Raw genomic sequence first — 25,878 nt, 5'->3', positions numbered from 1 at the left:
CCGGCTCAGTGTTTGGTTGACAGAGGTTCCCGGGCAATGGCAATGAACAGTTCTTCCAACGTATTCTGGCCGTTTTCCCCGGGCAGGGTTTTTGGGTCGCCCACCAGCAGGATTTTCCCCCGCGAAAGAAAGAACACCTTGGTGCACATTTTTTCGATCTCGGTCATATTGTGCGAGGTCCAGACCACCGCCGCGCGCGTCTTCGCCGCATAGCTGCGGATTTTTAGCCGGATATCCTCGGCGACGCTGGGGTCAAGCGAGGCGGTAGGCTCATCGAGCAGCAGCAGTTTCGGCGTATTGATCAAGGCCTTGGCCAGGTTAAGCCTGGACATTTCTCCTGAGCTCAGGACTCCCGCCTTGGTGTGTCGGAACTTTTGCAGATCAAATTCTTGCAAAAGTGCTTCTATTTTTTTCGGCAGGTTGGCAACCGCATAGAGCAGGCCGAATATTTTCAGGTTCTGCAGGACGGTTAAGTTGGGGGGAATCTGGGTATACACCGCCGAGAAGTTGATGTCGCCGGCGATGGCATCGGCATGCTCGGCCATGGATCTACCCATGATTTCTATCGTGCCGCTGCTCGGTTCGAGAATGCCGAGGATCATCGAGATGGTGGTTGTCTTGCCGGCGCCGTTCGGCCCGAGCAGGCCGACGATCTCGCCCGCCTCGACGGCCAGGGAGATATCGTGCACGGCGGCAATGTTCTGGTAATTTTTAGACAGATGTTTGACGCTGAGGATATTGCCCACGGTGCTGGATCCTTTTTCTTGATGCTGCATGGAACGGGGAGAACAAAACAAGGAGACGGCCACGGCTGCGGCGGTCTCCTTGGAGGCTGTCCGGGAATGCTCTTTCCCTGTTACCCCGCCGCCTGCTCCAGGGCCACGGCGACGGACACCGAGGCCCCGACCATCGGATTGTTGCCCATGCCGATCAGCCCCATCATCTCCACATGGGCGGGGACGGAGGACGAGCCGGCGAACTGGGCGTCCGAGTGCATGCGGCCCATGGTGTCGGTCATGCCGTAGGAGGCAGGGCCCGCGCCCATGTTGTCCGGGTGCAGGGTCCGGCCGGTGCCGCCGCCGGAGGCTACCGAGAAATATTTCTTGCCCTGCTGCTGGCATTCTTTCTTGTAGGTCCCGGCCACCGGATGCTGGAAGCGGGTGGGGTTGGTCGAATTGCCGGTGATGGACACGTCGACGCCTTCCAGATGGTTGATGGCCACACCTTCACGGACATCGTCCGAGCCAAAACAGCGCACCTTGCCGCGTTCCCCCTCGGAATATTGGGTCTCGGCGACAACATGCAGTTCCCCGGTGGCATAATCAAACCTGGTCTGCACATAGGTGAAGCCGTTGATCCGCGAGATAATTTTGGCGGCGTCCTTGCCCAGACCATTGAGAATGACCCGCAACGGGGTTTCACGCACCCGGTTGGCCGATCGGGCGATGCCGATGGCGCCTTCCGCCGCGGCAAACGACTCATGACCGGCGAGAAAGGCAAAACATTTCGTCTCTTCTCGTAAGAGCATGGCGGCAAGGTTGCCGTGGCCGATGCCGACCTTGCGGTCGTCGGCGACGGAGCCGGGAATGCAGAACGCCTGCAGGCCTTCACCGAGGGTTGCGGCAATCTCCGAAGCCTTGGTCAGGCCTTTTTTAATGGCGATGGCCGCGCCGAGGGTGTAGGCCCAGACCGCATTTTCAAAGCAGATCGGCTGGATGCCCCGGACGATTTTGCCGACGTCTACGCCATAGGTCTGGCAGATCTCTTTCGCTTCTTCGAGAGATTTCATGCCGTATTTTTCCAGGACAGGAATAATCTGGTTGATCCGCCTGTCATAACTTTCAAACAGTGCCATGGTATTCTCCTTATTCCTTGCGTGGATCGATGGTTTTGACAGCATCGGCAAATCTGCCGTAGGTCCCGGATGCATCCTGTAATGCCTGGTCGGCGCTGACGCCTTTTTTGATGGCGGCCATCATTTTGCCAAGACTGACGAAGGCATAGCCGATAATCTCATCGTTTTTATCAAGGGCGATTTTCGTCACGTAGCCTTCGGCCATTTCCAGATATCGCGGGCCCTTGGCGCTGGTGCCGTACATGGTGCCGCACACCGAGCGTAAGCCCTTGCCGAGATCTTCCAGGCCCGCGCCGATGGGCAGGCCGCCTTCAGAAAAGGCGGACTGGCTGCGGCCATAGACTATCTGCAGGAACAATTCGCGCATCGCCACGTTGATGGCGTCGCAGACCAGGTCGGTGTTCAAGGCCTCGAGGATGGTCTTGCCCGGCAGAATCTCCGAGGCCATGGCCGCCGAATGGGTCATGCCGGTACAGCCGATGGTCTCGACCAGAGCCTCCTCGATGATGCCTTTTTTCACATTGAGGGTCAGTTTACAGGCGCCTTGCTGCGGTGCGCACCAGCCGACACCGTGGGTAAGTCCGTTGATATCACTGACTTCTCTGGCCTGAGTCCATGCGCCTTCCTGCGGAATAGGGGCCGGACCGTGATTCGTCCCCTGGGCCACGCGGCACATTTCCTTAACTTCAGAAGAGTAGAGCATTCGTTTCTCCTTGGGAAATTGTAGTTATTTAATACTTCTGGAAGTAAAGAAGGTCAGGCGGGGAGCCGACCGCCATGCGGCGGCTGCTCGACACGTCCCCCTCTCTGGTCGACGTATTATAGTAGGATCGTAACAAATTACAAGAGCTGGAACTGACGGGACGGTTAATGGTTCTCCATCTCCAGATGGGGAATCGGTGAGATTCCGTGGATTATACCGTTTCGCCCCCGAGCGCCCGGTACAAGGTGACAAGATTGTTCAGCCGACCCTCTCGAATCGATAACGGTGGACGTGCGCGGCTGATCAGCACCACCCATCGGAACCTGGAAGAATTGGTCAATGCCCAGCAGTTCCGCGAGGATTTATGGTTTCGCATCAATGTCTTCCCCACCATCATTCCACCGTTGCGCCAGCGAATCGACGATATCCCGGCCCTTGTGCATTAGATTATCGAGCAAAAATCAAAGGAGTTGAAGATCCGCAATGTTCCGGGATTGGCCTGGGATGCGTTGGAGCGGCTGCAGGCCTATCATTGGCCGGGTAATGTGCGATAGCTGGAGAACCTTGTTGAGCGAGCATTGATTCTCAGCCAGCGAACGGAGAGTGACAACCTGTTACGCTTCAACCCGCTTTCAACAAGGCAGGAAAACGGAAAAAATCAAACTCTCGTCGAGAGCGCCGATACCATTTTGCCGCTGGATAAGGTGATCGTAGCACACATCCGGCGGTGTTTGGACAGTTCGGCAGGCAGGATCGAAGGAAAAAATGGGGCGGCAAAAAAACTTGGCCTTCACCCCAGTACCTTGCGGGCACGGATGAGAAAATATGGGATCCCGCATGGGAAGAAAAGGGGGGAGCATCCTGCACAGCACAGGGACTGAACTGAGTCCCTGTGCTGTGCGGGTCCTAACAAGAGCCCTGGCCTATTGATGATATTCTCAGGTTACAGCTCAGTGATGCTGTCAAACAGCGACCGATCGGCCTCGATCTTGTTGCGGTTGCCGATAATCGACCGGTAACTCTTCGGCATCATCTCGGCAAAGGCCGGAGCGAAGCTGCGCAGGTCGGCGGAGGTGGTCGAGATGATTTCTGTGAGCCGCTGTTGCTTGTATTCCGCGTCGATACCGTTCAAATAGTCGTTTCGGGCCGATGCGCCTCTGGCGGCGGCACTGCGCAGGGGATCGAAGTTGCCGTAGGTGCCGATAATGAGCTGTTCCATGACTTTGGCCGGTAGATCAAGTCCGGCGACAACCTCCGGGACACTGCTGTAGGCGTCATAGGTTCTCTGGACCTGCGGGTCGCGATAACTGACAAAGGCCAGATTGCCGCTGATCTGACCAAATTGAATGAAACAGCCGTAGGCGCCACCTAACTGCCGCACGGTATTCCACAGATAATCCCGAGACAGATAGGTCTTCAGCACTTCGAAGTGGCCGTTGTAGCCCCTGCCGCCCGGCAGCAGGTTGCCGCCCTGGACGACGAAGACCACCTCGGCCGCGGTGATGTACGCCTCGTGGTCGGCCAGCTGCAGCTCCGGCAGCGCATGGCTTTTGACCGGGGTGTCGGCCAGGCTGTCGGTGAGACAGCTGCCTATCCTGGACAGGTGGCCCAGTTCCTGACTGTCCGCCGTCACGGCCAGCAGCAGGTTCTGTTTATTAAACAACAGGGTGGACATCTGCGCCAGAGCCGCCAGGAATTGTTCTTCCCTGCGGTCATAATTGAGGGCCAGATCCTTGGTGGCCAGGTACGAGGTCACACCATTGAACATTTCATTATATCGCCCGCCGAGACTTAAATGGGCAAAGACGCGGGTGGCTGGGAGACTGTAGCCCTCACTCTGCACGGCATGTTCCGCCCAGGCAAACTCGCGGCCGACTATTTCACGGATCCTGGCCCGGTCGGCAAACGATACCGAGGAGAAGATTTCCGCCAGCAATTGCAGGGCGCGCTCGAGGTAGTCGGGTAGACATTTCAGGTGCAGCCAGAACATCGGCCGGGTGGTCTCCGGATCCTGCCTCCTGGTGTAGCTGGTCAGAGAATGGGAGAAGGAGCCGGTGCAGGTGGCTATTTCCTTGGCAAACTGCTGGTAGTTGAGCCTCTTGGTGCCGATTTCCGTGACGATGGTGCCGAAGAGGTCAAGCCAGGGCAGCAGGTCCGGGGGCAGACAGGAGATATCAAAACCGACATCGATATAGGAAATGTGATTGGTGATCAGTTCGCTGACCAGCACCTCGCGGCCAAACATCTCGGTCGGCACCACCGCGTGAAAATCGACCTCCGTCGACAGGTCGGACAGGTCCAGCTGCGGCAGCAGGGACAGCGTTTCAAGGCTGTTCGGCTGCTGTTGTTCCTGCATCAGTTCCCTGGTGCGCTCGATGCGTTTTTGCCTCTCCTCGTCGGACACCGACTTGTCATAGTCGGCCAGCCGCTGCTGTTCCTCGGCCTGACTCTTCTGCTGTTTGGTGGGGTCGGGAACCAGGGTGACGGTGACCGTTGACCGATTGTCGAGGAGGAATTTTTTGATCAATTCTTCAAAATAGCCGTCGTTGAGTGCCTTGTGGCGGAGCGTCTGGATGAGTTCTTCGCTCATCAGATGGGCGATGGGGTCGCCGGCATATTTCAGCCCGGTCATCGCTTTGCTGATAAGATCAAGGCCGCGCTGGGCCTTGCTCGCCTCCTCGCGGAAATTGAATTCGAACTTGTTCAGCTCACTGAGGACCAGATCCCGGTCGAGACCCTCGGTAACCATCTGCAGCAGCGAACTCCGGTACAATTCAAGGAAACTGTCGCGGTGCTCCGCTTCGCTGCCGACCACATAGGTGACCATCAGGGTGCGGTACGAGGAGGTGGACAGGTAGAAGCCGCCGAAATCCTTGCACAGGCCGCTGGAGACTATGGCGTTCTTCAGGGGAGAGCCGTCGGAGTTGAAGAGGATGTTGGCGATGATCTGAAACGCACTGTTTTCCTCGCGGTTGGCGACTGTAGAGACGTTGGTGCCGACAGCGAGAAAGGTCTTGCCGGAAATATCGCTTGAGTCGACTGCGTAACTGTCGGTGATGAACACCGGCTCGGTCGGCAGGGTTCCCTGTTCGATGACGGCCTGGGGCACGGGCTGCTTGAAGGCCGAAAAAAATCGCTGCTGGAGAAAGGCCAGCTCATCTTCCAGCGGGGCGTCACCGTAGACGAAAAAGAAGCCGTTGGACGGATGGTAATGGTTTTTGTGGAAGTCGCAGAACTGTTCATAGGTCAGATCAGGGATATTTTTCGGATCGCCGCCGGATTCGTGGGCATAGGTGGAGCCGGGCATCAGGCCGGCAAAGATGTGGTGGAATATAAAGCGAATCGGGTCGGAAAAGGCGCCTTTCATCTCGTTGTAGACCACGCCCTGAAACTTCAACGGTTGATCCGGGCCTTCCTGGTGATAATGCCAGCCTTCCTGCTCGAATGTCGAGCGGGCGAGCAGTGGATTAAAAACCACGTCGCAATAGACGTCCATGATGTTGAAATATTCTTTCAGGTTCCTGGTGGCAAAGGGATAATAGGTGATGTCGGCACCGGTCATGGCGTTGAGAAAGGTGGTCAGACCGCCCTTGTTGATCTCGCCGAAGACATCCTTGACCGGATATTTTTTTGAGCCCATCAGCACCGAATGCTCGAGAATATGGGCAACCCCGGTTGAATCGGTGGGGATGGTATTGAAGGCGGCGGAAAAGGTTTTATTGGTGTCGCTGTTTTTGATGGCCAGGAGCGGACATTTCAGCAATTCGTGTTCAAATACATAGACATCCGAATCGATTTCCTGGATAAACGTGTGGGTCTTGAGGGTAAAACCGGAATAGGTGGAGCCTGGTGTGAATATCATTATAAATCCTTATGCTTAAAGTGAGCGACGCCATCAAAATTGTTTTTCCGAGTCGAGTAGCAGGGTGACCGGGCCTTCATTGACCAGCTCGACGTCCATGGCGGCCTGAAAGATGCCGCTGGCAACCTTGACCTGTTTATTTTTTATCTCTGCAATAAATCGGTGGTACAGCGGCTCGGCAATCTCCGGGGGAGCCGCCGAGGAAAATCCCGGTCTTCGCCCCTTGCGACAATCACCGTACAGGGTGAATTGGGAAATGATAAGCATTGCCCCATCAATTTCCGCAAGGGAAAGGTTCATTTTTCCCTGCGCATCGTCAAATATTCGCAGATTGACGACTTTTTCCGCCAGCCATTGCAGGTCGGTCAGCGTGTCGTTGCCGTGGATGCCGAGTAAAACCACCATGCCCCGGCCAATTTCACCATGGATTGACCCGTCTATGGTCACCGACGCCCGGCGTACTCTCTGAATTACCGCCCGCATGTAGTCTCCCCGTCGTGCATGGATGATATTCCGCCTGCCGTTCCTGTGGTAATGGTAAGAAATCATTTCATATTGACTAAGTCAAATGGTATACTCATTTGCAACAGGTATTTAAAGTCGGTTCTTTGCCAGATTGGATTTTATGCAGGAAAACAGATGATAAAATTGCTCCAGAATCTCATCGATCAGATGTCCATGGAACTTCCCGGCATACTCGCTGCCGCCGTCGTGACCGTTGAAGACGGCATGTCCATTGCCGAAGTGAGCCGGAGAGAGGATGTCGAACCGGCCGTCGCCGCCGCCTATCTGGCGTCAATTGTCAAGTCGAACGCCAAGGCCATCAACCTGCTGGCCGACGACGAGGTCGTGGAGGATATTCTTATCACCACCCTCCACTATCATTTTATCATCAGGCACACTGACAACCAGCCGTTTTTTATCTTTGTCATGACGACAAAAGAGGAATGGCTAGGCAAGGCGCGGCTGCTCATCAAAAAATATGAGGCGCAGTTTGCCGGCTTTGCCAGTTACTTTCAGAAGAACTACCAATAAATATAACGAGGAGCTTGTCCGTATTGTCACAGCGATGCCAGTTCCTGGATTTTGGTCGAATATTTTTTGATACTGATCCTGATCCAGCCGAGATTGGTCTCCTGGTCGGCGACGATGACCAGAAAGGCGTTCTCGCCGACGGGAGCGAACATCACCGGCCCGTTTTCAAATTCAAACATGGTCATGCGCAGATATCCCTGACCAAGTTGCCTGCCGAGGAATTCAGCCGACCCTAACCCGGAAGAGGCAATGGCGGCGACCATTTCCGCGTCAATGCCTGCCCGGGCCAGGCTATCGAGTAAAAATCCATCCCGACCGACCAGGCAGGCAGTATGCACGCCTTCAATGTTGGTAAATTCGGCTAAAATAGTCTGAATTTCCGTCATGGCATATTTCTTGGTGAGCATTTCGGGTATATTTTCCAAGAGAACGCTCAGGTTCTTATCGGCTTCCCGCGCTGATTGTGTCGGCTGCGGTTGCTCGTTGTCCGAGCACTGGGCAACTGGATCGGCCGCCGACCGGGCGTTGTCCATAAGGATGCTTTGCAGGGCGGAATTTTCGTCGTTTTGCACCGCCGCTTCAAAGAGCAGAGCATCAATACTTTTGCGGATACTGACGATGGGCGGCTGCATGCCGCGTATGTTTTGCAGGGAACCGCCATTAAAGCCGAGGATTGTAAAAAAAGCGTCTTCCCCGATCTGCTGCCGGTACATGGCATGGACTACCGCGCCATCCTTGAAGAAAATCATGCCCTCCTGTTCTCCGGATGTCACCTTCAGCGCCGCGGTTGCCCGGGAAAGTGCGTTGAACTTGACGATATCGATCAAATCAACCCCGTCGACAGTACCCTGGAAACCGTCATTTACCTTGAGCGCCTCTTCTGCGGATTTGGCGGCGAGAATTTCAACATCCTTCATGTCTTTGTTGAGATTTCTCTGGAGCATCCAGAGCATATCCTCTTCATCATCTACTACCAGCACTCTTGTCATAGTTGCACCATTTTTCTGTAGTGTCGGAGCCGATTTTTGCTCGGTAGGCTCGCCCTGACGTCGATGTGGCACTGTTCCTTGATGGCATCGATGGCATTCAAAAAAAGATTGAGAAAAACCTGTTGCAGCTGGTGCGGATCAACAATGCTTTTCGGCAAGTCGCTGTCTATCTCTTCATGGAGCGTGATATGATTTTTGATCAGTCGGTTGTTGTTGCGTGATCATTGATACATGCGAATAGATGTTGAGTTTACTCTTCATGAATGGCGGCAGCAGGCTTTGTTGTGGCAGCAACAACTACATACTACATTGATTTTTATTGAAAAAACAAGAAAACAATTGTTCACGCCGAAAATTGCCATTTTGGTCATGTGGAAAAATCGGCAGAATGTTGAAACCTCGTCGAACGGACGAAATGAACAGGGAAATCGAAGTCAGGTGTCGGTAAGGTGTCGGTATTGGTTCTTTTTGGTTATTATTGAGTAATAAAACGTCTAATGATGGATTAAATCCGTGGTTTTGAGTAATGCATTGCACAGTATTTATGTCTTCCCAAGGAGTAGAAAAAGCCCCATGAGCATGATCCACAACGAGAAATTTCTTACGACCAGAGAAGTCGCCCAGCTGCTTCATGTCAACGACAAGATGATCTATGCACTGGTCAACGACAAAGGACTGCCCGCGACGAAAATTACCGGCAAATGGCTTTTTCCGAGAAGACTTGTCGAGGACTGGCTGGAGACGAATATTCTCAACTATCGTAAACCGGGATTGAGCGGTTCTTCGGACGAGGGAATCCTGCTGCTGGCCGGCAGTGATGATCTGCTCTTCCAGAAAACCCTGTCGCTTTTCCATGCAAAATTTCCCGCGACGGTCGGATTTTTTGCCAATCTCGGCAGCATGGGCGGTTTGAAAAGCCTCAGGCGGGGCATCTGCCACATAGGCGTCTGCCACCTGCTGCAGGATGACAATGAAGAATACAATTTTGATTTCGCCAATCAGGAACTCGATAAGGCACCGGTCTTTGTCAATTTCAGCCTTCGCCGGCAGGGGCTTTTGGTAAAGAAAGGCAATCCGAAGGGAATCACCGGCATAGCTGATCTGTCCAGAAAAGATGTCACGCTGGTCAATCGTCCGCTGGGCACGGGAACGCGGCTGCTTCTTGACTATGAAATTGCTAAATCGGACATCTCTTCTGGGCAGATTTCCGGCTACCACCACGAGGTTTCCCGGCATCTCGATGCAGGTCTGGAAGTCTTTGCCGGCCGCGCCGATGTCGCCCCGGCCATTCAAGCCGTTGCCGGTCTGCTCGGGCTTGATTTTATTCCCCTGCGCTGGGAACGGTTTGATCTGCTTATCTTGCGGGAACGTTTTTTTGAACGGGCAATTCAGAATTTCATCGGCCTGCTCCATGAGGAGTCCTTTAGGCAGCTGGCCGGTACGTATGAAGGCTATGATGTATCACTGTGTGGGAAAATGCTTTTTCCCGATAATTTTACAATTGAGGAATAAGGTATGAAGAAAAAGGTAATCACCTGGTTGGGAATTTTCTGTTTGATCGCCTGTTTTGCCGGCAATGCATCCTCTGAAGAGAAGGTCCTGAAGATGTCGACGACAACCAGCACGGAGTCGTCCGGTCTGCTTGATGTGCTTCTTCCGGAATTTAAAAAAGATACCGGTATAGAGGTAAAGGTCATTGCCAAAGGAACGGGAGCGGCAATAAGAGATGGTGTGGACGGTAATGTGGATGTAATCTTTGTTCACGCTAGGGTACCGGAAGATAAGTTTGTCGCCGATGGTTTTGGCACAAAACGCTATGCGGTTATGCACAATGACTTTGTTATTATCGGGCCTGATGCCGACCCAGCGGGGATTAAGGGGATGTCGGACGCCGGTAAGGCTCTTGGAAAGATTGCCGCGGTAAAGGCAATATTTGTCTCCCGCGGTGATGATAGCGGCACGCATACCAAAGAGCAGGCGCTTTGGGTGGAATCCGGTGTTGCTCTTGCCAAGCAGAGTCAAAAAATTATCAGTAAAGGAAAAGAGAAGGAAATCAGCTTCAGCGTCCCGGCAGAGGGCGGCGACTGGTATATGTCCATTGGCCAGGGCATGGGCAAGACCATTACTTTCGCAGAAGAAAAACAAGGCTATACCATGACCGATCGCGGTACCTATATCAAATATAAATATGGCAAAACTCCGGCGGTTGAGCTTGAGATCCTCTGCGAAGGCGGTGAAGCGCTGGCCAATCCGTACGGCATTATCCCGGTAAATCCGGCGAAACATCCCCACGTGCAAAACGACCTGGCCATGCAGTTTGTCAATTGGATTATTTCCGAGAAGGGACAAAAACTGATTGGCGGCTATCAGCTTGAAGGGAAACAACTTTTCTTTCCGGATGCCTTATAAGTTAGTCGTGTGATTTTCTTTTAATTCGTACCCTGGGGAGGCTATGTTGACAACGCCTCCCTTTTTATTTACCATGGCGCCTTATATTGAAGGGATATCGCAGTGAAGGTGCCTCGTTTTTCTTTGTTGTTTCGATTATTTTCATGTTCTTGGAGTAGAGTTATCGGATGGATTTGTTATTTGACAGTGTCCGGTCGGCGTTCCTGCTGTTCATGTCCTTTGATGCCGAACTTATTGAAATCGTATTGGTTTCACTGAATGTCAGTTTCTCGGCGACCCTGATAGCGTCGATTCTAGGTATTCCGGGCGGTTTTGTTATCGCCTATGGCACTTTTCCCGGTAAGCGGCTGGTGTTAACCTGTTTAAACACCTTGCTGGCCCTGCCCACCGTGGTTATCGGCCTGCTGGTCTATTCCTTTATCTCCCGGCGCGGCATTCTCGGCCCCCTCGATCTTCTCTATACCCAGAAGGCGATCATTATCGGGCAGATTATTCTCATTGTGCCGGTCATCATGACCCTGACCATTGCCGCCATCAGCCGGATCGATAAGCGCTACCGGATGACCGCCCTGACCCTTGGCGCGAACCGCAGCCAGATGGCGTTGGTCATCCTTAAAGAGGCGCGCTATGGTATCTTCGCCGCAGTCATCGCCGCCTTCGGTCGAGTTATCGCCGAGGTGGGCATAAGTATGATGCTCGGCGGCAACGCCAAGGGGTTCACCAGAACCATGACCACAGCCATGGCCCTGGAGTATGACAAGGGTGAATTCGTTCTCGCCGTGGCCCTCGGCATCACCCTGATGACCTTTGCCTTTGCCATCAATATGCTCTTTCACCTCTTGCAGGGCAGGACCGGACACGATGCTGTATAAACTGGAAAAACTGCAACGATGTCACGGCAGCCGGACTATCTTGAACATCGATGCCCTGGAGATCAGCCCGCATCGGATCTACACCTTGATCGGACCGAACGGTGCCGGAAAAACCAGTCTGTTGAAGATCCTCGCCTTTCTGGATAAGCCGACGAGTGGCAGGGTGCATTTTCTGGACAGGCCGGTGTCGTTTGACGAAAAGCAGCTCTACGCCTTGCGCCGTCAGGTGGTGCTGCTTGATCAGAACCCGATCATGTTTACCGGTTCGGTGTGGAAAAATGTCGAATTCGGCCTGAAGGTGCGCAAGGTCGACGCTAAGACCCGCCGGCAGCGCATCGAGGAGGCCCTCGAGCTGGTTGGTATGGAAAACTTTTTCGATTATGACGCCCGAGGGTTGTCCGGAGGTGAGACGAAGCGGGTCGCCCTGGCCAGGGCCCTGGTTTTACAACCGGAGGTGTTGCTCTGCGACGAGCCGACCGCCAATGTCGATAATGAGAATCAGGAAATTATTCTTAATATTATCGAGAGAATCAACAAGGAACGGCAGGGGTCGATCATTTTTTCAACCCACTATCTCTCCCAGGGGCAGCGGCTCGCCGACCATACGCTGCTGCTGCAGAACGGTACCCTGTCGGATATCGCCAGCGATAATATCTACCGGGTAAACGTTATTGATGCGTCGGAGGAAGGATGTCTCTGTCAGCTTACCGGGCAGCTTTTCTTGCGGCTTCCGGCACATACCTGCCCTGCTGAGACCAAGGTCGCCAAGATCCATATCGATCCGGACCGTATCGTTTTCAACCCGAAAACCACCAACCCCGCCGAAGGAAATCTTTTGAGCGGCCATATCACCGATCTTGCCCAGGACAGCGGCCGGATACGTGTTGTCATTGATGTCGGCGTAAAGCTGACGGCAGTGCTTTCCATGGAGCAGTATCGCCTGGAAAAACCGGCCATAGGTGATAAAATGTCGATTTTTATTCCCCACGACGCCACCCATTTTACCCGAATAGATCTGGCGAGGTAACGCAGAGCTTCTTCTATTATTTTTTGTCTTGATATTGTCTTGAATAACAAGTTAAATGAAACTGATACGAAAAGGCCGATTTTCAGCACATGGTCGAGTCGACAGTTAATATCAAAGAACAAAATCTCCACTCTCCCTAAGAAGCAGCTTCTCATTCTCATCTTACAGGAGGTTCAATGGACGCCGCAGAAAAAACCACGCCCGCCAACAAAAGGTATTCGCTTATTGCAGAGATTGATCCGCCCAAGGGGGTGAATCTGGACACTTTCCTCACTACAGCTTTGCAGGTAAGGGGGCGCGTCGATGGTGTCCGGGTGACTGACTGTGAACACGCGATCATGCGCATGTCACCCATCGCTCCCTGCCTGGCGCTCAAGGAAAAAGGCCTTGAACCGGAAATGATCATTACCGGCCGGGACAGAAACCGGATCTCGTTTCAGGCCGAACTCCTTTCCGCTGCGGCACTGGGTATTAAAAATATCGTCATCAAGGAAGGCCATGATCCGGCGGAAGGCGATCAGCCGGTGGCCAGGACCAGCGGCGATCTCGATCTGGTCTCCATGCTGCAGTGCGTCGCCGCCCTGAATAACGGCAAGGATCTGGCCGGTGAAACCCTGGACGGGGCCACCGACTTTCATTTAGGTGTGGCGATCGAGTTGTCCGACGATGTGAATTTTAACCGGGAACGGGCGGAGTTTTTCAAACAGCTTGGCCAGTACGGTGTGCAGTCGGTGACCCTGGGACCGACCTATGACCTGAATATTGTCGAACAGTTCCTGCCTTTTGCCGAGGAGACCGGCATCAAGCTTTTTTCCTCGGTGATGTTTTTGAAATCGGTGACAATGGTGCGTTACCTCAATAACCTGCCGGGAGTACCGTCGATTCCTCAGGAATTTTTGAAAAAGATGATGGAGGCTCCGGTGAAAAAAGATGCCGGAATGCAGGTTGCCGCTGATCTTATGAGGGATCTGGCCCCTCTTGGCGACGGAGTTGTTTTACATGCCATGGGGTGGAGGGACAGGTTACCTGAATTTCTGGATTTAATCGGTCGCTAGGACGCCGTGAAGAGCGTAGCCGTTCTCTCAACAGCAAACCGGGAAGCAGATGCCCTGATCGAAGATCTGGGTCCGTATCACTATCTGCATACCATCCTCGAAGAAACGCCCAACGGCGTGATCGTTGTCGGGCCGGACCATACCGTCATCCATGCCAATCCGGCAGCGAGCAGATTTCTCGGTGTTCCGTACGGCAGGATCGACGGCGCGAGTTTGCAGGAAATCCTCGGAGAACACAACAGTGAGCTCTTTCTCCTCATACGAGACCATTTTGAACAGCGGGGCGGCAAGGTCGGCAGCAAGATACGCTATGAAGTAGAATTTACCCGGGAAAACGAATGGTGCATCCTAAGTGCCGTGGTTGTTTTTCCTCCAGCCGCAACGGAATATTACCTTCTTTATCTTATCGATATCACCGAACAAAAAAATCTTGAAGGCGAGCTCAGGCGCAGCAACGCCTTTTTCCACAATCTCATTGATAGTTCCGTCGATGGTATTATTGCCTCGGATATGAAGGGGAAGATCGTCCTGTTTAACCAGGAGGCCCAGTCGCTGCTCGGCTATAATCAAGAGGACATTCAGTCGCTGCATGTCACCCAGCTGTACAATGAGGGGGTGGCCTACGAACTGATTAAAAGAATGCGCAGCGATCATTTCGGCGGCAAAGGGAAATTGCTGCGCCATGAACTGATTGTCAAGCACAAGGATGGTCACGATATCCCGGTCAGTTTTTCCGGCGGAATCATTTACGACCGTGACAAGGAGATTGCCACTTTTGGCCTGTTCACCGATCTTCGAGCGATGCAGCGGATTGAAGAAGACCTCGAACAGACCCACCGTATGCTCATGCAGTCGGAAAAAATGGCCGGCCTTGGCCGTCTCGCCGCCGGAGTGGCCCACGAAATCAACAATCCGATGTCCGGGATCATGCTCTATGCCAATCTGGTACAGGAGGATCTGGGCGCGGATCATCCGCTGGCCAGCGACCTGCAGACCATTGTCAATGAGGCGGAGAGGTGCAAGGTCATCGTCGCCGACCTGTTGGAATTTTCCCATCAGACCACCTATGAGATGGAGCTGGTCAACCTCAATGATGTCATCAATAAAACCCTGACCGTTCTGCAGCATCAGCCGCTTTTCCAAAATATCACTATCATCCGCGAGCTGACCCCCGAGCTGCCGCCGATCTACGGTAATGCCATCAGGCTGAATCAGGTGGTCATGAACATCGTTGTCAACGCCGTTCAGGCCATGGAAGGCAAGGGGCAGCTGCGTATTACCAGCAGGACCAGAGCCAACAAGGATATCAACGAAATTCTCATCGAGGATTCCGGTCCCGGAATCGACAACGGCCTTCTCGAAAAAATCTTCGATCCCTTTTTTACCACAAAGGCAGCAGGCGAAGGGACCGGGCTTGGTTTGTCGGTTTCCTATGCGATAGTCAAGGAACACAAAGGGTCAATCAGGGTAACTTCCTCGCCTGAGACGGGAACCACCTTCACCCTCAGGTTTCCGGTTGTCATGGAAACTATGACTGGAGAGAACCATGGATAAAAACTGTATTTCCCCCGATGAACGGAGTGAAAAATTCCTCGATAAACTGAAATCACGGGATATCGATGTGCAGGCCTGCTATCAGTGCGGCCGCTGCTCTTCCGGCTGTCCCATAGGAGATTTTTTTGACCTCAATGTCATGGAGGTTGTCCGGCTTGCCGCCTATGGCCAGGAGGACAGGCTGCTGCACAGCCATGCCATCTGGCTCTGCGCCGCCTGTGAAACCTGTGCGACACGATGCCCGAATGAGATCGAAATCGCCGGCCTGATGGACGTCCTGCGCGAACTTGCGCTGAGAAAGGGTGTAGCACCCGCCGAACCCCGGATTCCCCTGTTTCATCAATCCTTTCTTGGTTCCGTCGGCAGGTGGGGAAAGGCCTACGAGATAGGTATGATAGCCAATTACAAAGTGAAATCAGGAGATCTGATGGGCGATATGAAACTTGGCATGAGCATGTTTTTAAAAGGCAAGCTCAAGCTGGTGCCCCATTCGATTGATGGTAAAGCGGAAATCAAAGAAATATTTTCCGGCAAGGGAAAGGAGTATGACCGATGAAACTTTCTTACTACCCCGGCTGCTCCCTGCAAGGGACAGCGCTTGACTATGACCAGTCGGTACGGGAAATCTGCCGGGCACTTGATATTGAGCTGGTCGACATTCCCGACTGGAACTGCTGTGGAGCGTCTTCCGCGCATATGACCGATCATGAAGTGGGCATGCGTCTGCCCATGCGTAACCTGCTGCAGGCCGTGGATGCCGATCTCGACATCCTTGTGCCCTGCGCCGCCTGTTTCCAGAGGTTGAAGGCGGCGGATAAGACCCTGCGGGAAAATCCGACATTCTGGGACGTCAAGGAATATGCCCCGCGTTTGCAGATCGTCCATATCAGCACCTTCCTCGCTAGAGCTGAAATTCTCGCGGCAATAAAAGATAAGGTGGCCCGGCCGCTTGGCGACCTGCCCATAGCCTGTTACTACGGCTGCCTGTCCCTGCGTAATCCGCGCGTCACCGATGCGCGTAACTGGGAGATGCCGGAAACCCTGGAGCAGATCGTCGCCGCCATCGGTGCCAGACCTGTTGCCTGGTCGCACCGGACCGAATGCTGCTCTGGCAGTCTGACCATGGCCCGGCCGGATATTGCCGAAAAACTGGTGGGTGACATCGTCACCGCCGCAAAAAGGGCAGGGGCCGAGGCGATGGTCACCGACTGTCCCATGTGTCAGGCCAATGTTGAGAGTCGCCAGGCTCCGGAGAGTGGTGTGCCTGCGGGAATGCCGGTGTTTTTTGCCACCGAGCTGATTGCTGCGGCGTTGAGCGGCAGTTATCCCGCCCGGCAGCAGAAGGTCCATCTGATTTCTCCGGCGGTTCTTGCCAATGTAATAGCTGATGCGTCAACCAGAAAGGAGGATTCGGCATGACAGGAAACCTCAATACCTTTGCAGGCAGTACGAAAAATCCAACCGGTGCGGTCATGGTTATCGGTGGCGGCATCAGCGGCATGCAGTCGGCGCTTGACCTTGCCAATGCCGGTATCAAGGTTTACCTGGTGGAAAGCTCCCCGGCAATCGGCGGCAAGATGGCCCAGCTGGATAAGACCTTTCCGACCAATGACTGTTCGATGTGTATCGTCTCGCCAAAACTGGTCGAGGTCGGCCGCCATAAAAACATCGAACTGTTTACCCACAGTGAGGTGAAAAACCTGTCGGGGGATGCCGGCAGGTTTAAGGCCACCATCGTCCGTCATGCCCGCTATGTCGATGTCGCCGCCTGCACCGGCTGCGGCCTGTGCGAACTGGTCTGCCCGGTCACTCAGATTTCTCATTTCCCGGAAATGCCAGGGGAAGGAGAGAAAAAGAGTCGGGCGAAGGCAAAGGAGAAAAGGGTTATCAAAGGACCAGGCCTGCCGCAAGCCACCTCGTCGCACAAATGGACCTTTACCGTTGATGAACAGGCCTGTTCCATGTGCGGCAGCTGTCACCGCGCCTGTCTGCATGGGGCGATCAGCTGGGAGAAAAAACAGAAGGCGGTTGTCATTCAGGACAAATGTACCGGTTGCGGCGCCTGCTTCGTCGCCTGTCCGGAAAAGTTTCTGGCCATCAAGGTCGATGATGCTCCTGATCTCGATAAAAGCATCGGCGCCGCCGTTCATGCCCGGTCACAAATCCTCGGGAGAGAATTCGGCCGGACAAAAGCAGGCGTTTCGGAGAAAAAGGACTGCATCCGCTGCGGCCTCTGCGCCATTACCTGCGAGAAGGTGATGCACATCGGCGCGCTGAAGATGGTCGAGGAGGGGATTGAGACCGGGGTCGACATCTGTCAGGTCTGCGGTGCCTGTGTGTCCGTCTGTCCGGTGAATTTTCTCACCATAGACCAGGTCACCAACCGGACGCCGCGACCTTTGCTCAATCTTTTCAACGAAGGCCTGAACGGGCGAAAACCGATCAATATTCATTATCCCCAGGCGGTGCCACGGGTTCCGGTCATCGATGCCGCGAGCTGTGTGCAGCTCAATACCGGCGCCTGCGGTACCTGTGCGACGATATGCGGCGTCGGGGCCATCCATTATGACCACCGGGAGACCGAAACGGAGATCGACATCGGTTCGGTCATTTTCTCGCCGGGGATTGAGGTGTTTGATGCCCGCATGCGCGGCGAGTTCGGCTACGGCCTGTATAAAAATGTCGTCACCAGCATCGAATTTGAACGGCTTCTTTCCGCCTCGGGGCCAACCTCCGGCACGGTAGCCCGGCCGGGTGACGGCAAACATCCGAAGAAGATCGCCTGGATCCAGTGCGTCGGTTCCCGGGATCATTCCTGCGATCGCGATTACTGCTCGTCGGTCTGCTGTATGTATGCGACGAAGGAGGCATATATCGCCCGGGAACATGATTCTTCCATCGAGCCGACCATCTTCTATATCGACATGCGTTCCTTCGGCAAGAATTTTGATGAATATGTCAAGAGAGCCAAGGAACACCAGGTGCGTTTTGTCCGGGCCATGGTCAGCCGGGTCTTCGAAGATCCGCTGACCGGCGACCTCGAACTGCGCTATGTCGACGAATCCGGCAAGAGACAGACGGAAGCCTTCGATATGGTTGTCCTGTCCGTCGGCATCCAGGTCGCCAAACAGACGAAAGAGCTGGCCGGTACACTCGATATCGAACTCGATCGCTACGGCTTTGCCGTGACCGACTGCTACCAGCCGCTGGCCACTTCCCGGCCGGGCATCTTTGTCAGTGGAGCGGTCAAGGGACCAAAGGATATCCCCGAGACGGTCTGTGAGGCCTCGGCGGCAGCGGAAGCTGCTTCCGCCAGTCTGGCCGAGGCCCGCGGCAGTCTGATCACCAAGGAGGTCCTGCCTCCCGAACGGACGCCGGGGCCGGATGACGAGCTGCGCATCGGGGTTTTTATCTGCCACTGCGGCACCAACATCGCCTCGGTGGTCGACGTCGCCGCGGTGACCGAGTATGCCAGGACGCTGCCGGGGGTAGTCTACGCCGAGCATCCGCTGTATACCTGTTCGCAGGATTCCCAGGAACGGATGCGGCAAATCATCGAAGAGCACCGATTAAACCGGGTGGTCACCTCTGCCTGTTCGCCGACGACCCACGAACCGCTTTTCCAGTCAACCCTGCAGCAGGCCGGGCTGAATAAGTATTTCTTTGATATGGCCAACATCCGTGACCAGTGCAGCTGGGTCCACGCCAACGATCCGGTCCTGGCCACGGAAAAAGCAAAAAGGCTGACCCGCATGGCTGTGGCCAATGCCACCGCCGGAGAACCTCTGGACGAACTTGAGTTTACGGTTGACTCACGGCTGCTTGTCGTCGGCGGCGGTGTCGCCGGGATGACTGCGGCCATCGAGGCGGCCCGCCAGGGTTTTGGCGTCTATCTGATCGAACAGGAACCGGTTCTCGGCGGCCAGCTGCTGCACCTGCAGCGCAGTGGTGATGGCCGGAAATTCGCCGATTTCCTTTTCAGCCTCAATGAAAAAATTATTGCCGATGAACGGATCAAGGTCTTTACCAGCAGCCAGGTGGTCGAACAGTCCGGTTTTGTCGGCTCTTTTGAGACGGAGATCGTCATGCCCTCCGGCGCAACCCGGACGCTCAAACATGGGGCGATCCTTGTCGCCACCGGGGCAGAGGAATATCGGCCGGAAATCCATGGTCTCGGAACCCTTGATTCGGTGATGACCCAGACCGATTTCGAGGCGGCTCTGGAAAACGGCACAGCAGCCGACTGGCACCATGCCCGTGTCGTCATGCTGCAGTGTGCCGGATCCCGCGATGACGAGCATCTGCCCTATTGTTCGCGAATCTGCTGCAATCATGCGATTAAAAATAGTTTACGTTTCAAGAAAATGTTCCCCGAGGCGCGAGTGGATGTGCTCTACCGCGATATGCGCTGTTACGGCCTGGGCGAGCTCGACTACCGGCTGGCCCGTCAGGCGGGAGTGAATTTTATCCGTTTTGATCCGGTCGAGAATCCTCCGGCAATCAGCACCGGTGAGACCGGGATTGACATCACTGTAACCGACCCGTCAATTCGACTGCAGGTCCGCCTGCAACCCGACCTGCTGGTTCTGTCCACCGGCATGAAACCCCGGGATACCGAAGAGCTCGCCTCGATGCTGCTCGTACCGAGAAATGAGGGCGGCTTTTTCATCGAGGCGCATGCCAAGCTGCGGCCGGTCGACCTGCCCAGCGAAGGGCTGTTCATGGCCGGTACCGCCCATGGGCCGAAGAGCAGCAGCGAGACTATCGCCCAGGCCCAGGCGGCGGTGGCCAGGGCCGCGACCCTGCTGTCAAAAGACAGTAAAAAGTTGTCCGGCATCGTCTCCCGGGTTGATCCGACCAACTGCGCCGTCTGTCTGACCTGTGTTCGGGCCTGCCCCTATGGGGTACCATTTATTAATGATCAGCATGCCGCGGAGATTAATCCAGCCCTCTGTCAGGGCTGCGGCATCTGCGTGGCCGAGTGTCCGGCCAAGACTATTTTTATGGGTCGATATGACGACCGGAATATCAGAGCAAAGATCGAATCGTACTGCGCGTCCTAAATTGGAATGAAAGGCACTAACCTTCAGGAGGAATAAAAAACATGCATGACTTTTCACCCAGTGTCATTGTTTTTGCCTGCCGCCACTGAGCGTACTCTGCCGCGGACCTGGCAGGTTCGGAGAGAAGATCGTATCCCCCGGCAATCAGTATCGTCATGCTGCCCTGTACCGGACGGATTGACGAGTCACTGTTGCTCAAGGCTTTTGAGAACGGTGCGGATGGCGTGATGGTGATCGGCTGCCTGGAGGGAGATTGTCACTATGTCTCGGGAAATATCCGTGCCCGGGCGCGCGTCGAGAGGGTCTATGCCATTCTTGAGCGAATCAAGATTGGCCCCAATCGCATCAGGATGTACAATTTGAGTGCGGGAGAAGGCTCGAAATTTGCCGCATTTGCCAATGAATTTGTCGACCAGATCCGCGAGATCGGACCGAGTCCCATCAATCTGGTACGTGCCGGCAATCAGGGAGTAACCGAGAAGGAGGCTACATGATTACAGGAACACCGAAACCCATCGAAGAGATCCTGGAGATGCTTGAACCCTATGATAATATCGTTGTCGCCGGTTGTCATGGGTGTGTGACTGTCTGTCGTGTCGGCGGGGAGAAAGAGGTGCAGGTGCTGGCCTCGACTCTGCGGCTGGCAAGAGAAGCGGCCGGCAGGACCATCACTATCCGCGAGGTGAGCCTCGAGCGTCAGTGTGATCCTGAATATATCGAGCAGATGCGACCCTATGTCAACGATTATCAGGCGGTATTGTCCATTGCCTGCGGCGCCGGCATCCAGTTTCTTGCTGAAAAATTCACCACCACGCCGCTGTTGCCGGGCATCAATACCGGCTTTCTCGGCGTCACCGTACGCCAGGGCGAGTGGTCGGAGAGATGTCAGGGCTGCGGCGACTGCGTGCTGCACCTGACCGGCGGCATCTGTCCCGTCACCCGCTGCGCCAAATCGCTTTTCCACGGCCCCTGCGGTGGTTCCGTGCAGGGGATCTGTGAAGTGGATAAAGAGGTGCAATGCGGCTGGCAGCTGATCATCGACAGGCTGAAGGCCCTGGGACAGATGGAAAACTACGGCAAGCTGAAGCCGTACAAGGGGTGGAATTCCTCAAGAGACGGCGGTCCACGCCGAATTATCAGGGAGGACATGATCTAATGAAATCGGGAAGCAATCTGGAAAAGGTACTGGCCGCGGGACACTTTTCAGTCACAGCGGAATGCGGTCCTCCCCGTGGTGCCGACCCGGACATCGTCCGGAAAAAGGCGGCCTTTGTCAAAGGCAATGTCGATGCCTGTAATGTCACCGACAATCAGACATCCGTCGTGCGCATGAGTTCGCTGGCCGGCTGCCTGCTGATCAAGGAGGAGGGCATCGAGCCGCTTATTCAGATGGTGGTGCGGGATCGTAACCGCATCGCCCTGCAGTCGGATCTGCTCGGGGCCTCGGCCATGGGCGTGCGCAATCTGCTCTGTCTGTCCGGCGATCACCAGAAATTCGGCGATGATCCGCAGGCTAAAAATGTCTTTGATATCGACTCGATGCAGCTCATTCATATGGTGAAAACCATGCGCGATGAAGGGGTCTTCCCTTCCGGGGATAAAATTCAGGGTGCACCGCAATTTTATATCGGCTGCGCGGTCAATCCCTTTGCCGATCCCTTTGAAATTCGCGTGCCGCGTCTGAAGTTGAAGATGGAGGCCGGTGCCGATTTTGTACAGACCCAGTGCATCTACAATATGGACAAGTTTAAAAAATATCTCGAGCTGGCCAAAAAAGAGGGGTTGCCTGATAAAATTAAAATTCTCGCCGGCGTCACGCCGCTCAAATCGGCGGGAATGGCCAAATTCATGCGCAAGATGGTTGCCGGTATGGATATTCCCGATGAAGTGATTAACCGAATTGCCGCCGAGCCGAAAGATAAACAGGCGGCGAAAGGCATCGAAATGTGTATCGAGCAGATCCAGGAACTAAAAGAAATGGAAGGGATTGCCGGGGTCCACGTGATGGCCATTGAATGGGAAGAAAAGCTGGCAGAGATCATCGGCGGCGCCGGACTGCTGCCCCGACCTGTAGTGGAGTAACAAAGAGAGAAAATTTATGGAGCATATCAAGAAGCATTTATAACGGAGGAAAGAAATGGCTGAGAAAAAAAAGATTCTGCTGGTTGACGACGATCCTGATTTTGTAGAAGCAGTAAAAGTGATCGTGGAAAGCGGCGGCTACGAGGTGAGGGTGGCCTATGACGGGAAGGAAGGGCTCGAGGCGGTTGAGGAAGAAAAACCGGACCTCATTGTCCTCGATGTCATGATGCCGGTCATGAACGGCCATGAAACATGTGCCCGTCTGAAGGGCAACCCGGAAACCGCCAAGATTCCGATTATCCTGCTGACCGCCGTCGCCGACCGGGTGACCACCAGCACCTATACCCATCGGGATATGCTGGAAAGTGAAGCGGAGGATTATATGCCGAAACCGGTGGAACCGGCAGAACTGCTTGAGTTGATTAAAAGCTGGTTGAAATAGATACCATTCCACCTGCTGCCGGCGCAACAAGCAGCAGGTGGAATACTCATCAACGTGTTTTGCCCTCAGTAACCTGGAAAACGCTATGGAAGATGTGCGCATATTGATCATTGATGACGAGAAGGTTATCCGGGAAGGTGTCGAACGCGCCTTGTCCAAGAGGGGCTACCATATCGTAAAAGCTGAAGACGGGAATCGGGGATTGGCCTTACTCAAGGAACACGATTTTGATATTGTGCTGACCGATCTGATGATGCCCGGGCTCGACGGCTTTGCGGTCCTTGACTGGATACGGGAAAACCAGCCCCAGGTGCAGGTGATCGTCATTACCGGTTTTGCCACGGTATCCAAGGCGGTCACCGCCATGAAACAGGGCGCCTTTGATTTTGTCGGTAAGCCTTTTACGCCGGACTATATCCGGGTGGTGGTTGATCGGGCCATCGATAAGCTGTCGATGCGTGCTGAAACGGAACAGCTCCGCGAAGAAAAGAATCGCGGACTCGAGGCCATCGACAAATCCCAGAGCCGGTTGAAATCGGTTTTCAGCTGCATGGCCGAGGCCGTTATTATTACCGATGCCGATGGCGTTGTCGTGCTGCATAATCCGGCGGCAATAAAGATCCTCGAAATACAGACCGATCCGGTAATCGGCAAACCGCTCTCCGCGTCCATCCGGGATCAGGCGGCGGCAGCCATGGTCACCGAGGCGGTGGGTAAATCGGTGGTGGTGACCCGGGAGTTTGTCCCGGGCGCCATTTCCCGCAAATACCTTCGCGCTTATTGCTCTCCGGTGAAAACTGAGAATGGCGAGGTGATCGGCTCGGTCACCACCTTTGAGGATGTCAGCGCGCACAAGGAAATTGACCGGATGAAGTCCGATTTTGTCGCCATGGTCGCCCATGAGCTGAAATCACCCCTGGCATCCATTGAACAGATGATCTATGCCCTGCAGGTCGGCTGTGTCCACGAGGCCGCCAGTTCCTGTAACGCGCTGCATAAACGGATGACCACCCGAACCAAAGATCTCCTGCGCCTCATTGATAACCTGTTGAACCTGTCCAAACTGGAAAGCGGCACGGTGGTGTTTAACCTTGAGCCGGTAAAAGGTGAGGATATTATAAAAGATGTCATCGACATCAGCACACCGCAGGCGGAAGGAAAGAACATACGCCTCAGCTATGAACCGTGTGGCGAAGAATGGTGGATAAATGTCGATTACGACCATATGCGGACGGCGATAATGAATATCGTCTCCAACAGCATAAAATATACCCCGGATGGGGGACAGGTCGTCCTCTCGACCTCGGTATCGGGAGGCTTTGCCAATTTTTCGGTGAAAGATTCAGGTATCGGCATCAGCAAGGACGATGTGCCGCATATTTTTGACCGTTTTTTCCGGGTCAAAGGCAAGGCGACCCGGCATATAACCGGTTCCGGCCTTGGCCTGGCCCTGGTCAAGGAGGTTGTCGAGGCGCATCAGGGCTATATTGATGTGCAGTCAACCCCCGATGTGGGGACCACTTTTACCCTTAGCTTTCCCCTTGCGAAAGCAAACGGATCTACCCTAGCGGACAAGCTGCCTGCTGGTTGATTTTGCATGACAAAGAGAGTAAAGAGCCCCCGATGTGGAAACACATCGGGGGCTCTTTTTTTTTAATGGAATGTGCTGGCAAAAATGGTAAGGTTGTGCCTTTTTCTAGCATGTTCGGTATTGCCGCCGCTTACGGGTGGGCGATGCGGTCCCGCCTGATTGATACTCTTTGATACCGAAACGATACACTTCAAGACAAACCGCCTTTTCCTGCCGAGCCAAATAAATGATTACTAAAAAACAGCTGCTGTACCTTGCCTTGCTCACCATTGTCCTCACTGCCAGCAGCATAAGCGCGGCACCACCGCCGGAAAAAGAGAGTATCCCCAACAAAGATCAGATGACTAATGGGCAGGCGATTGTCCTTGGTATTGTCGAGGGATTGACTGAATATCTGCCGGTCAGCTCGACCGGCCATCTGCTTCTGTCTCAGCGGATCATGGATATCGGCCAGGGCCGGGAACTTGCCGAAAGCGAGCGGGCCCGCGATAAACAGGCCGCTGACGCCTATGCCATCTGCATCCAGGCCGGGGCGATCATTGCCGTGCTCGGGCTTTATTTTCGCCGGGTCAGGCAAATGGTTGCGGGGCTGTTCGGTCGTGATCCGATTGGTCGGCGTCTGCTGATCGGTGTGGCGGCCGGTTTTCTGCCGGCAGCGGTGCTTGGCCTGATATTTAACAATCTCATCAAGGAATATCTCTTCGGGCCATGGCCGGTGGTGGCCGCCTGGCTGGTGGGGGGGCTGGCAATTCTTGCGGTCAGCTACCGAAACCGCAACAACCGGACTGCACGGAGCGGCAGTGCGCTTGAGGACCTCACCTGGAAAATGGCCTTTATTATCGGCATTGCTCAGTGTATCGCCATGTGGCCGGGGGTCAGCCGCAGCCTGGTGACCATCGTCGGCGGGATCATGGTCGGGCTCAGCCTGCCTGCCGCCGTCGAGTATAGTTTTCTCCTCGGCGTCGTCACTTTGGGCGCGGCCACCGCCTATGACGGACTCAAACACGGCCAGGTCATGCTGCACACCTTCGAACCGCAGGCCCTTGCCATCGGCCTGTTCTTTGCCTTTATCTCGGCGGTGATCTCGGTGAAATGGATGGTCGCCTATCTGAACCGCCACGGTCTGGCCATCTTCGGTTATTACCGGGTCGTGCTGGCTGTGCTGACTGCCGCCCTGCTTATGGCAAACGTTATTTAAAACGACGCCCGCCGGGGAGTTGGAGAGACGGAACGCCTTTTTCGTTGAGGTGTTGAAGATACCGGGGTTGGACTTGAGACTGGCCTCAACGCGACATGGGCAAGGGTAAGGAGGAGGTCTTTTTCCATAGTTGAGTCATGA

At 54.5% G+C, this 25,878-nt stretch carries 26 protein-coding genes; 20 read left to right on the top strand and 6 right to left on the bottom strand.

Annotated features, from left to right (window positions below; translation table 11 throughout):
• Window positions 1–5: 5 nt before the first annotated feature.
• The 3 genes from ACYQ8U_RS05775 to ACYQ8U_RS05765 all read right to left on the bottom strand — a co-directional run bounded on the left by ACYQ8U_RS05775 (window position 6) and on the right by ACYQ8U_RS05765 (window position 2,558).
• A complete protein-coding gene (locus ACYQ8U_RS05775) occupies window positions 6–776 on the bottom strand; it encodes an ABC transporter ATP-binding protein (protein ID WP_459944600.1) in 771 nt (256 codons plus the stop codon).
• An 80-nt stretch (window positions 777–856) separates the two neighbouring features.
• Window positions 857–1,855, bottom strand: a complete 999-nt coding sequence (locus ACYQ8U_RS05770; RefSeq protein WP_459944566.1) for a GGGtGRT protein — start codon at window positions 1,853–1,855, stop codon at window positions 857–859.
• Between the two features lie 10 nt (window positions 1,856–1,865).
• Window positions 1,866–2,558 (bottom strand): iron-sulfur cluster assembly scaffold protein, encoded by a 693-nt coding sequence (locus tag ACYQ8U_RS05765; RefSeq protein ID WP_459944565.1) that lies wholly within the window; start codon window positions 2,556–2,558, stop codon window positions 1,866–1,868.
• Between the two features lie 206 nt (window positions 2,559–2,764).
• On the opposite strand from ACYQ8U_RS05765, the gene ACYQ8U_RS05760 reads away from it, so the two are divergent.
• The 3 genes from ACYQ8U_RS05760 (at window position 2,765) to ACYQ8U_RS05750 (ending at window position 3,439) form a co-directional block, all read left to right on the top strand.
• The gene (locus ACYQ8U_RS05760) at window positions 2,765–3,004 is read left to right on the top strand and encodes a sigma 54-interacting transcriptional regulator (RefSeq protein ID WP_459944564.1); all 240 of its coding nucleotides are present in this window, start codon (window positions 2,765–2,767) and stop codon (window positions 3,002–3,004) included.
• Window positions 3,005–3,028: 24 nt separating this feature from the next.
• Window positions 3,029–3,112, top strand: coding sequence for a hypothetical protein (locus ACYQ8U_RS05755; RefSeq protein WP_459944599.1), 84 nt, complete (start codon window positions 3,029–3,031; stop codon window positions 3,110–3,112).
• A 150-nt stretch (window positions 3,113–3,262) separates the two neighbouring features.
• Window positions 3,263–3,439: a helix-turn-helix domain-containing protein gene (locus tag ACYQ8U_RS05750; RefSeq protein WP_459944598.1), complete on the top strand. Its 177-nt coding sequence runs from the start codon at window positions 3,263–3,265 to the stop codon at window positions 3,437–3,439.
• 62 nt (window positions 3,440–3,501) lie between these two features.
• On the opposite strand, the gene ACYQ8U_RS05745 is transcribed toward ACYQ8U_RS05750, so the two are convergent.
• Window positions 3,502–6,420 carry an insulinase family protein gene (locus tag ACYQ8U_RS05745; RefSeq protein ID WP_459944563.1) on the bottom strand — a complete coding sequence of 973 codons (2,919 nt, stop codon included), beginning with the start codon at window positions 6,418–6,420 and terminating at the stop codon, window positions 3,502–3,504.
• 33 nt (window positions 6,421–6,453) lie between these two features.
• Window positions 6,454–6,903 carry a D-aminoacyl-tRNA deacylase gene (gene dtd, locus ACYQ8U_RS05740; RefSeq protein ID WP_459944562.1) on the bottom strand — a complete coding sequence of 150 codons (450 nt, stop codon included), beginning with the start codon at window positions 6,901–6,903 and terminating at the stop codon, window positions 6,454–6,456.
• A gap of 156 nt (window positions 6,904–7,059) precedes the next feature.
• On the opposite strand from dtd, the gene ACYQ8U_RS05735 reads away from it, so the two are divergent.
• The gene (locus tag ACYQ8U_RS05735; RefSeq protein ID WP_459944561.1) at window positions 7,060–7,455 is read left to right on the top strand and encodes a roadblock/LC7 domain-containing protein; all 396 of its coding nucleotides are present in this window, start codon (window positions 7,060–7,062) and stop codon (window positions 7,453–7,455) included.
• Between the two features lie 26 nt (window positions 7,456–7,481).
• Here ACYQ8U_RS05735 and ACYQ8U_RS05730 read toward each other — a convergent pair whose 3' ends face one another.
• The gene (locus ACYQ8U_RS05730; protein ID WP_459944560.1) at window positions 7,482–8,444 is read right to left on the bottom strand and encodes a roadblock/LC7 domain-containing protein; all 963 of its coding nucleotides are present in this window, start codon (window positions 8,442–8,444) and stop codon (window positions 7,482–7,484) included.
• A 65-nt stretch (window positions 8,445–8,509) separates the two neighbouring features.
• On the opposite strand from ACYQ8U_RS05730, the gene ACYQ8U_RS05725 reads away from it, so the two are divergent.
• From ACYQ8U_RS05725 to ACYQ8U_RS05650, 16 genes are all read left to right on the top strand, one after another.
• Window positions 8,510–8,665 carry a hypothetical protein gene (locus tag ACYQ8U_RS05725; protein WP_459944559.1) on the top strand — a complete coding sequence of 52 codons (156 nt, stop codon included), beginning with the start codon at window positions 8,510–8,512 and terminating at the stop codon, window positions 8,663–8,665.
• Between the two features lie 352 nt (window positions 8,666–9,017).
• Entirely contained in the window at window positions 9,018–9,956 is a 939-nt protein-coding gene (locus ACYQ8U_RS05720) for a substrate-binding domain-containing protein (RefSeq protein ID WP_459944558.1), read from the top strand.
• Window positions 9,957–9,959: 3 nt separating this feature from the next.
• Window positions 9,960–10,853 carry an ABC transporter substrate-binding protein gene (locus ACYQ8U_RS05715; protein ID WP_459944557.1) on the top strand — a complete coding sequence of 298 codons (894 nt, stop codon included), beginning with the start codon at window positions 9,960–9,962 and terminating at the stop codon, window positions 10,851–10,853.
• Between the two features lie 167 nt (window positions 10,854–11,020).
• Window positions 11,021–11,725 carry an ABC transporter permease gene (locus ACYQ8U_RS05710; RefSeq protein WP_459944556.1) on the top strand — a complete coding sequence of 235 codons (705 nt, stop codon included), beginning with the start codon at window positions 11,021–11,023 and terminating at the stop codon, window positions 11,723–11,725.
• Complete coding sequence (locus tag ACYQ8U_RS05705; RefSeq protein ID WP_459944555.1) at window positions 11,715–12,752, top strand: energy-coupling factor ABC transporter ATP-binding protein; 1,038 nt, start codon at window positions 11,715–11,717, stop codon at window positions 12,750–12,752. The genes ACYQ8U_RS05710 and ACYQ8U_RS05705 overlap by 11 nt, the downstream gene beginning before the upstream one ends.
• A 176-nt stretch (window positions 12,753–12,928) precedes the next feature.
• Window positions 12,929–13,807: a methylenetetrahydrofolate reductase gene (locus ACYQ8U_RS05700; protein WP_459944554.1), complete on the top strand. Its 879-nt coding sequence runs from the start codon at window positions 12,929–12,931 to the stop codon at window positions 13,805–13,807.
• A 6-nt stretch (window positions 13,808–13,813) separates the two neighbouring features.
• Window positions 13,814–15,361, top strand: a complete 1,548-nt coding sequence (locus ACYQ8U_RS05695) for a two-component system sensor histidine kinase NtrB (RefSeq protein ID WP_459944553.1) — start codon at window positions 13,814–13,816, stop codon at window positions 15,359–15,361.
• Window positions 15,354–15,917, top strand: coding sequence for a 4Fe-4S dicluster domain-containing protein (locus ACYQ8U_RS05690; protein WP_459944552.1), 564 nt, complete (start codon window positions 15,354–15,356; stop codon window positions 15,915–15,917). Before ACYQ8U_RS05695 ends, ACYQ8U_RS05690 begins: the two co-directional genes overlap by 8 nt.
• The gene (locus ACYQ8U_RS05685; protein WP_459944551.1) at window positions 15,914–16,780 is read left to right on the top strand and encodes a CoB--CoM heterodisulfide reductase iron-sulfur subunit B family protein; all 867 of its coding nucleotides are present in this window, start codon (window positions 15,914–15,916) and stop codon (window positions 16,778–16,780) included. The genes ACYQ8U_RS05690 and ACYQ8U_RS05685 overlap by 4 nt, the downstream gene beginning before the upstream one ends.
• The gene (locus ACYQ8U_RS05680) at window positions 16,777–20,424 is read left to right on the top strand and encodes an FAD-dependent oxidoreductase (RefSeq protein WP_459944550.1); all 3,648 of its coding nucleotides are present in this window, start codon (window positions 16,777–16,779) and stop codon (window positions 20,422–20,424) included. Before ACYQ8U_RS05685 ends, ACYQ8U_RS05680 begins: the two co-directional genes overlap by 4 nt.
• Window positions 20,425–20,465: 41 nt before the next feature.
• The gene (locus ACYQ8U_RS05675; RefSeq protein ID WP_459944549.1) at window positions 20,466–20,918 is read left to right on the top strand and encodes a hydrogenase iron-sulfur subunit; all 453 of its coding nucleotides are present in this window, start codon (window positions 20,466–20,468) and stop codon (window positions 20,916–20,918) included.
• Complete coding sequence (locus ACYQ8U_RS05670; protein WP_459944548.1) at window positions 20,915–21,580, top strand: methylenetetrahydrofolate reductase C-terminal domain-containing protein; 666 nt, start codon at window positions 20,915–20,917, stop codon at window positions 21,578–21,580. Before ACYQ8U_RS05675 ends, ACYQ8U_RS05670 begins: the two co-directional genes overlap by 4 nt.
• Entirely contained in the window at window positions 21,580–22,506 is a 927-nt protein-coding gene (locus ACYQ8U_RS05665) for a methylenetetrahydrofolate reductase (RefSeq protein WP_459944547.1), read from the top strand. Before ACYQ8U_RS05670 ends, ACYQ8U_RS05665 begins: the two co-directional genes overlap by 1 nt.
• A gap of 55 nt (window positions 22,507–22,561) precedes the next feature.
• Window positions 22,562–22,948, top strand: a complete 387-nt coding sequence (locus tag ACYQ8U_RS05660) for a response regulator (protein WP_459944546.1) — start codon at window positions 22,562–22,564, stop codon at window positions 22,946–22,948.
• An 85-nt stretch (window positions 22,949–23,033) separates the two neighbouring features.
• Window positions 23,034–24,539, top strand: coding sequence for an ATP-binding response regulator (locus tag ACYQ8U_RS05655; RefSeq protein WP_459944545.1), 1,506 nt, complete (start codon window positions 23,034–23,036; stop codon window positions 24,537–24,539).
• Between the two features lie 226 nt (window positions 24,540–24,765).
• Complete coding sequence (locus tag ACYQ8U_RS05650) at window positions 24,766–25,737, top strand: undecaprenyl-diphosphate phosphatase (protein ID WP_459944544.1); 972 nt, start codon at window positions 24,766–24,768, stop codon at window positions 25,735–25,737.
• The last annotated feature ends 141 nt before the right edge of the window (window positions 25,738–25,878 follow it).

The organism is Desulfocastanea catecholica, from assembly GCF_054657295.1.
Note: the sequence above shows the minus strand (reverse complement) of the source record. Positions and strands in the feature narration are given on the sequence as shown.

Bases quoted from the DNA above. Each gene is read 5' to 3' on its own strand.
- ACYQ8U_RS05720 (WP_459944558.1), top strand. From the start codon at position 9,018: ATGAGCATGATCCACAACGAGAAATTTCTTACGACCAGAGAAGTCGCC.
- ACYQ8U_RS05735 (WP_459944561.1), top strand. From the start codon at position 7,060: ATGATAAAATTGCTCCAGAATCTCATCGATCAGATGTCCATGGAACTT.
- ACYQ8U_RS05730 (WP_459944560.1), bottom strand. From the start codon at position 8,444: ATGACAAGAGTGCTGGTAGTAGATGATGAAGAGGATATGCTCTGGATG.
- ACYQ8U_RS05775 (WP_459944600.1), bottom strand. From the start codon at position 776: ATGCAGCATCAAGAAAAAGGATCCAGCACCGTGGGCAATATCCTCAGC.
- dtd (WP_459944562.1), bottom strand. From the start codon at position 6,903: ATGCGGGCGGTAATTCAGAGAGTACGCCGGGCGTCGGTGACCATAGAC.
- ACYQ8U_RS05680 (WP_459944550.1), top strand. From the start codon at position 16,777: ATGACAGGAAACCTCAATACCTTTGCAGGCAGTACGAAAAATCCAACC.
- ACYQ8U_RS05765 (WP_459944565.1), bottom strand. From the start codon at position 2,558: ATGCTCTACTCTTCTGAAGTTAAGGAAATGTGCCGCGTGGCCCAGGGG.
- ACYQ8U_RS05655 (WP_459944545.1), top strand. From the start codon at position 23,034: ATGGAAGATGTGCGCATATTGATCATTGATGACGAGAAGGTTATCCGG.
- ACYQ8U_RS05710 (WP_459944556.1), top strand. From the start codon at position 11,021: ATGGATTTGTTATTTGACAGTGTCCGGTCGGCGTTCCTGCTGTTCATG.
- ACYQ8U_RS05670 (WP_459944548.1), top strand. From the start codon at position 20,915: ATGATTACAGGAACACCGAAACCCATCGAAGAGATCCTGGAGATGCTT.
- ACYQ8U_RS05700 (WP_459944554.1), top strand. From the start codon at position 12,929: ATGGACGCCGCAGAAAAAACCACGCCCGCCAACAAAAGGTATTCGCTT.
- ACYQ8U_RS05705 (WP_459944555.1), top strand. From the start codon at position 11,715: ATGCTGTATAAACTGGAAAAACTGCAACGATGTCACGGCAGCCGGACT.
- ACYQ8U_RS05685 (WP_459944551.1), top strand. From the start codon at position 15,914: ATGAAACTTTCTTACTACCCCGGCTGCTCCCTGCAAGGGACAGCGCTT.
- ACYQ8U_RS05690 (WP_459944552.1), top strand. From the start codon at position 15,354: ATGGATAAAAACTGTATTTCCCCCGATGAACGGAGTGAAAAATTCCTC.
- ACYQ8U_RS05650 (WP_459944544.1), top strand. From the start codon at position 24,766: ATGATTACTAAAAAACAGCTGCTGTACCTTGCCTTGCTCACCATTGTC.
- ACYQ8U_RS05660 (WP_459944546.1), top strand. From the start codon at position 22,562: ATGGCTGAGAAAAAAAAGATTCTGCTGGTTGACGACGATCCTGATTTT.
- ACYQ8U_RS05770 (WP_459944566.1), bottom strand. From the start codon at position 1,855: ATGGCACTGTTTGAAAGTTATGACAGGCGGATCAACCAGATTATTCCT.
- ACYQ8U_RS05715 (WP_459944557.1), top strand. From the start codon at position 9,960: ATGAAGAAAAAGGTAATCACCTGGTTGGGAATTTTCTGTTTGATCGCC.
- ACYQ8U_RS05665 (WP_459944547.1), top strand. From the start codon at position 21,580: ATGAAATCGGGAAGCAATCTGGAAAAGGTACTGGCCGCGGGACACTTT.
- ACYQ8U_RS05745 (WP_459944563.1), bottom strand. From the start codon at position 6,420: ATGATATTCACACCAGGCTCCACCTATTCCGGTTTTACCCTCAAGACC.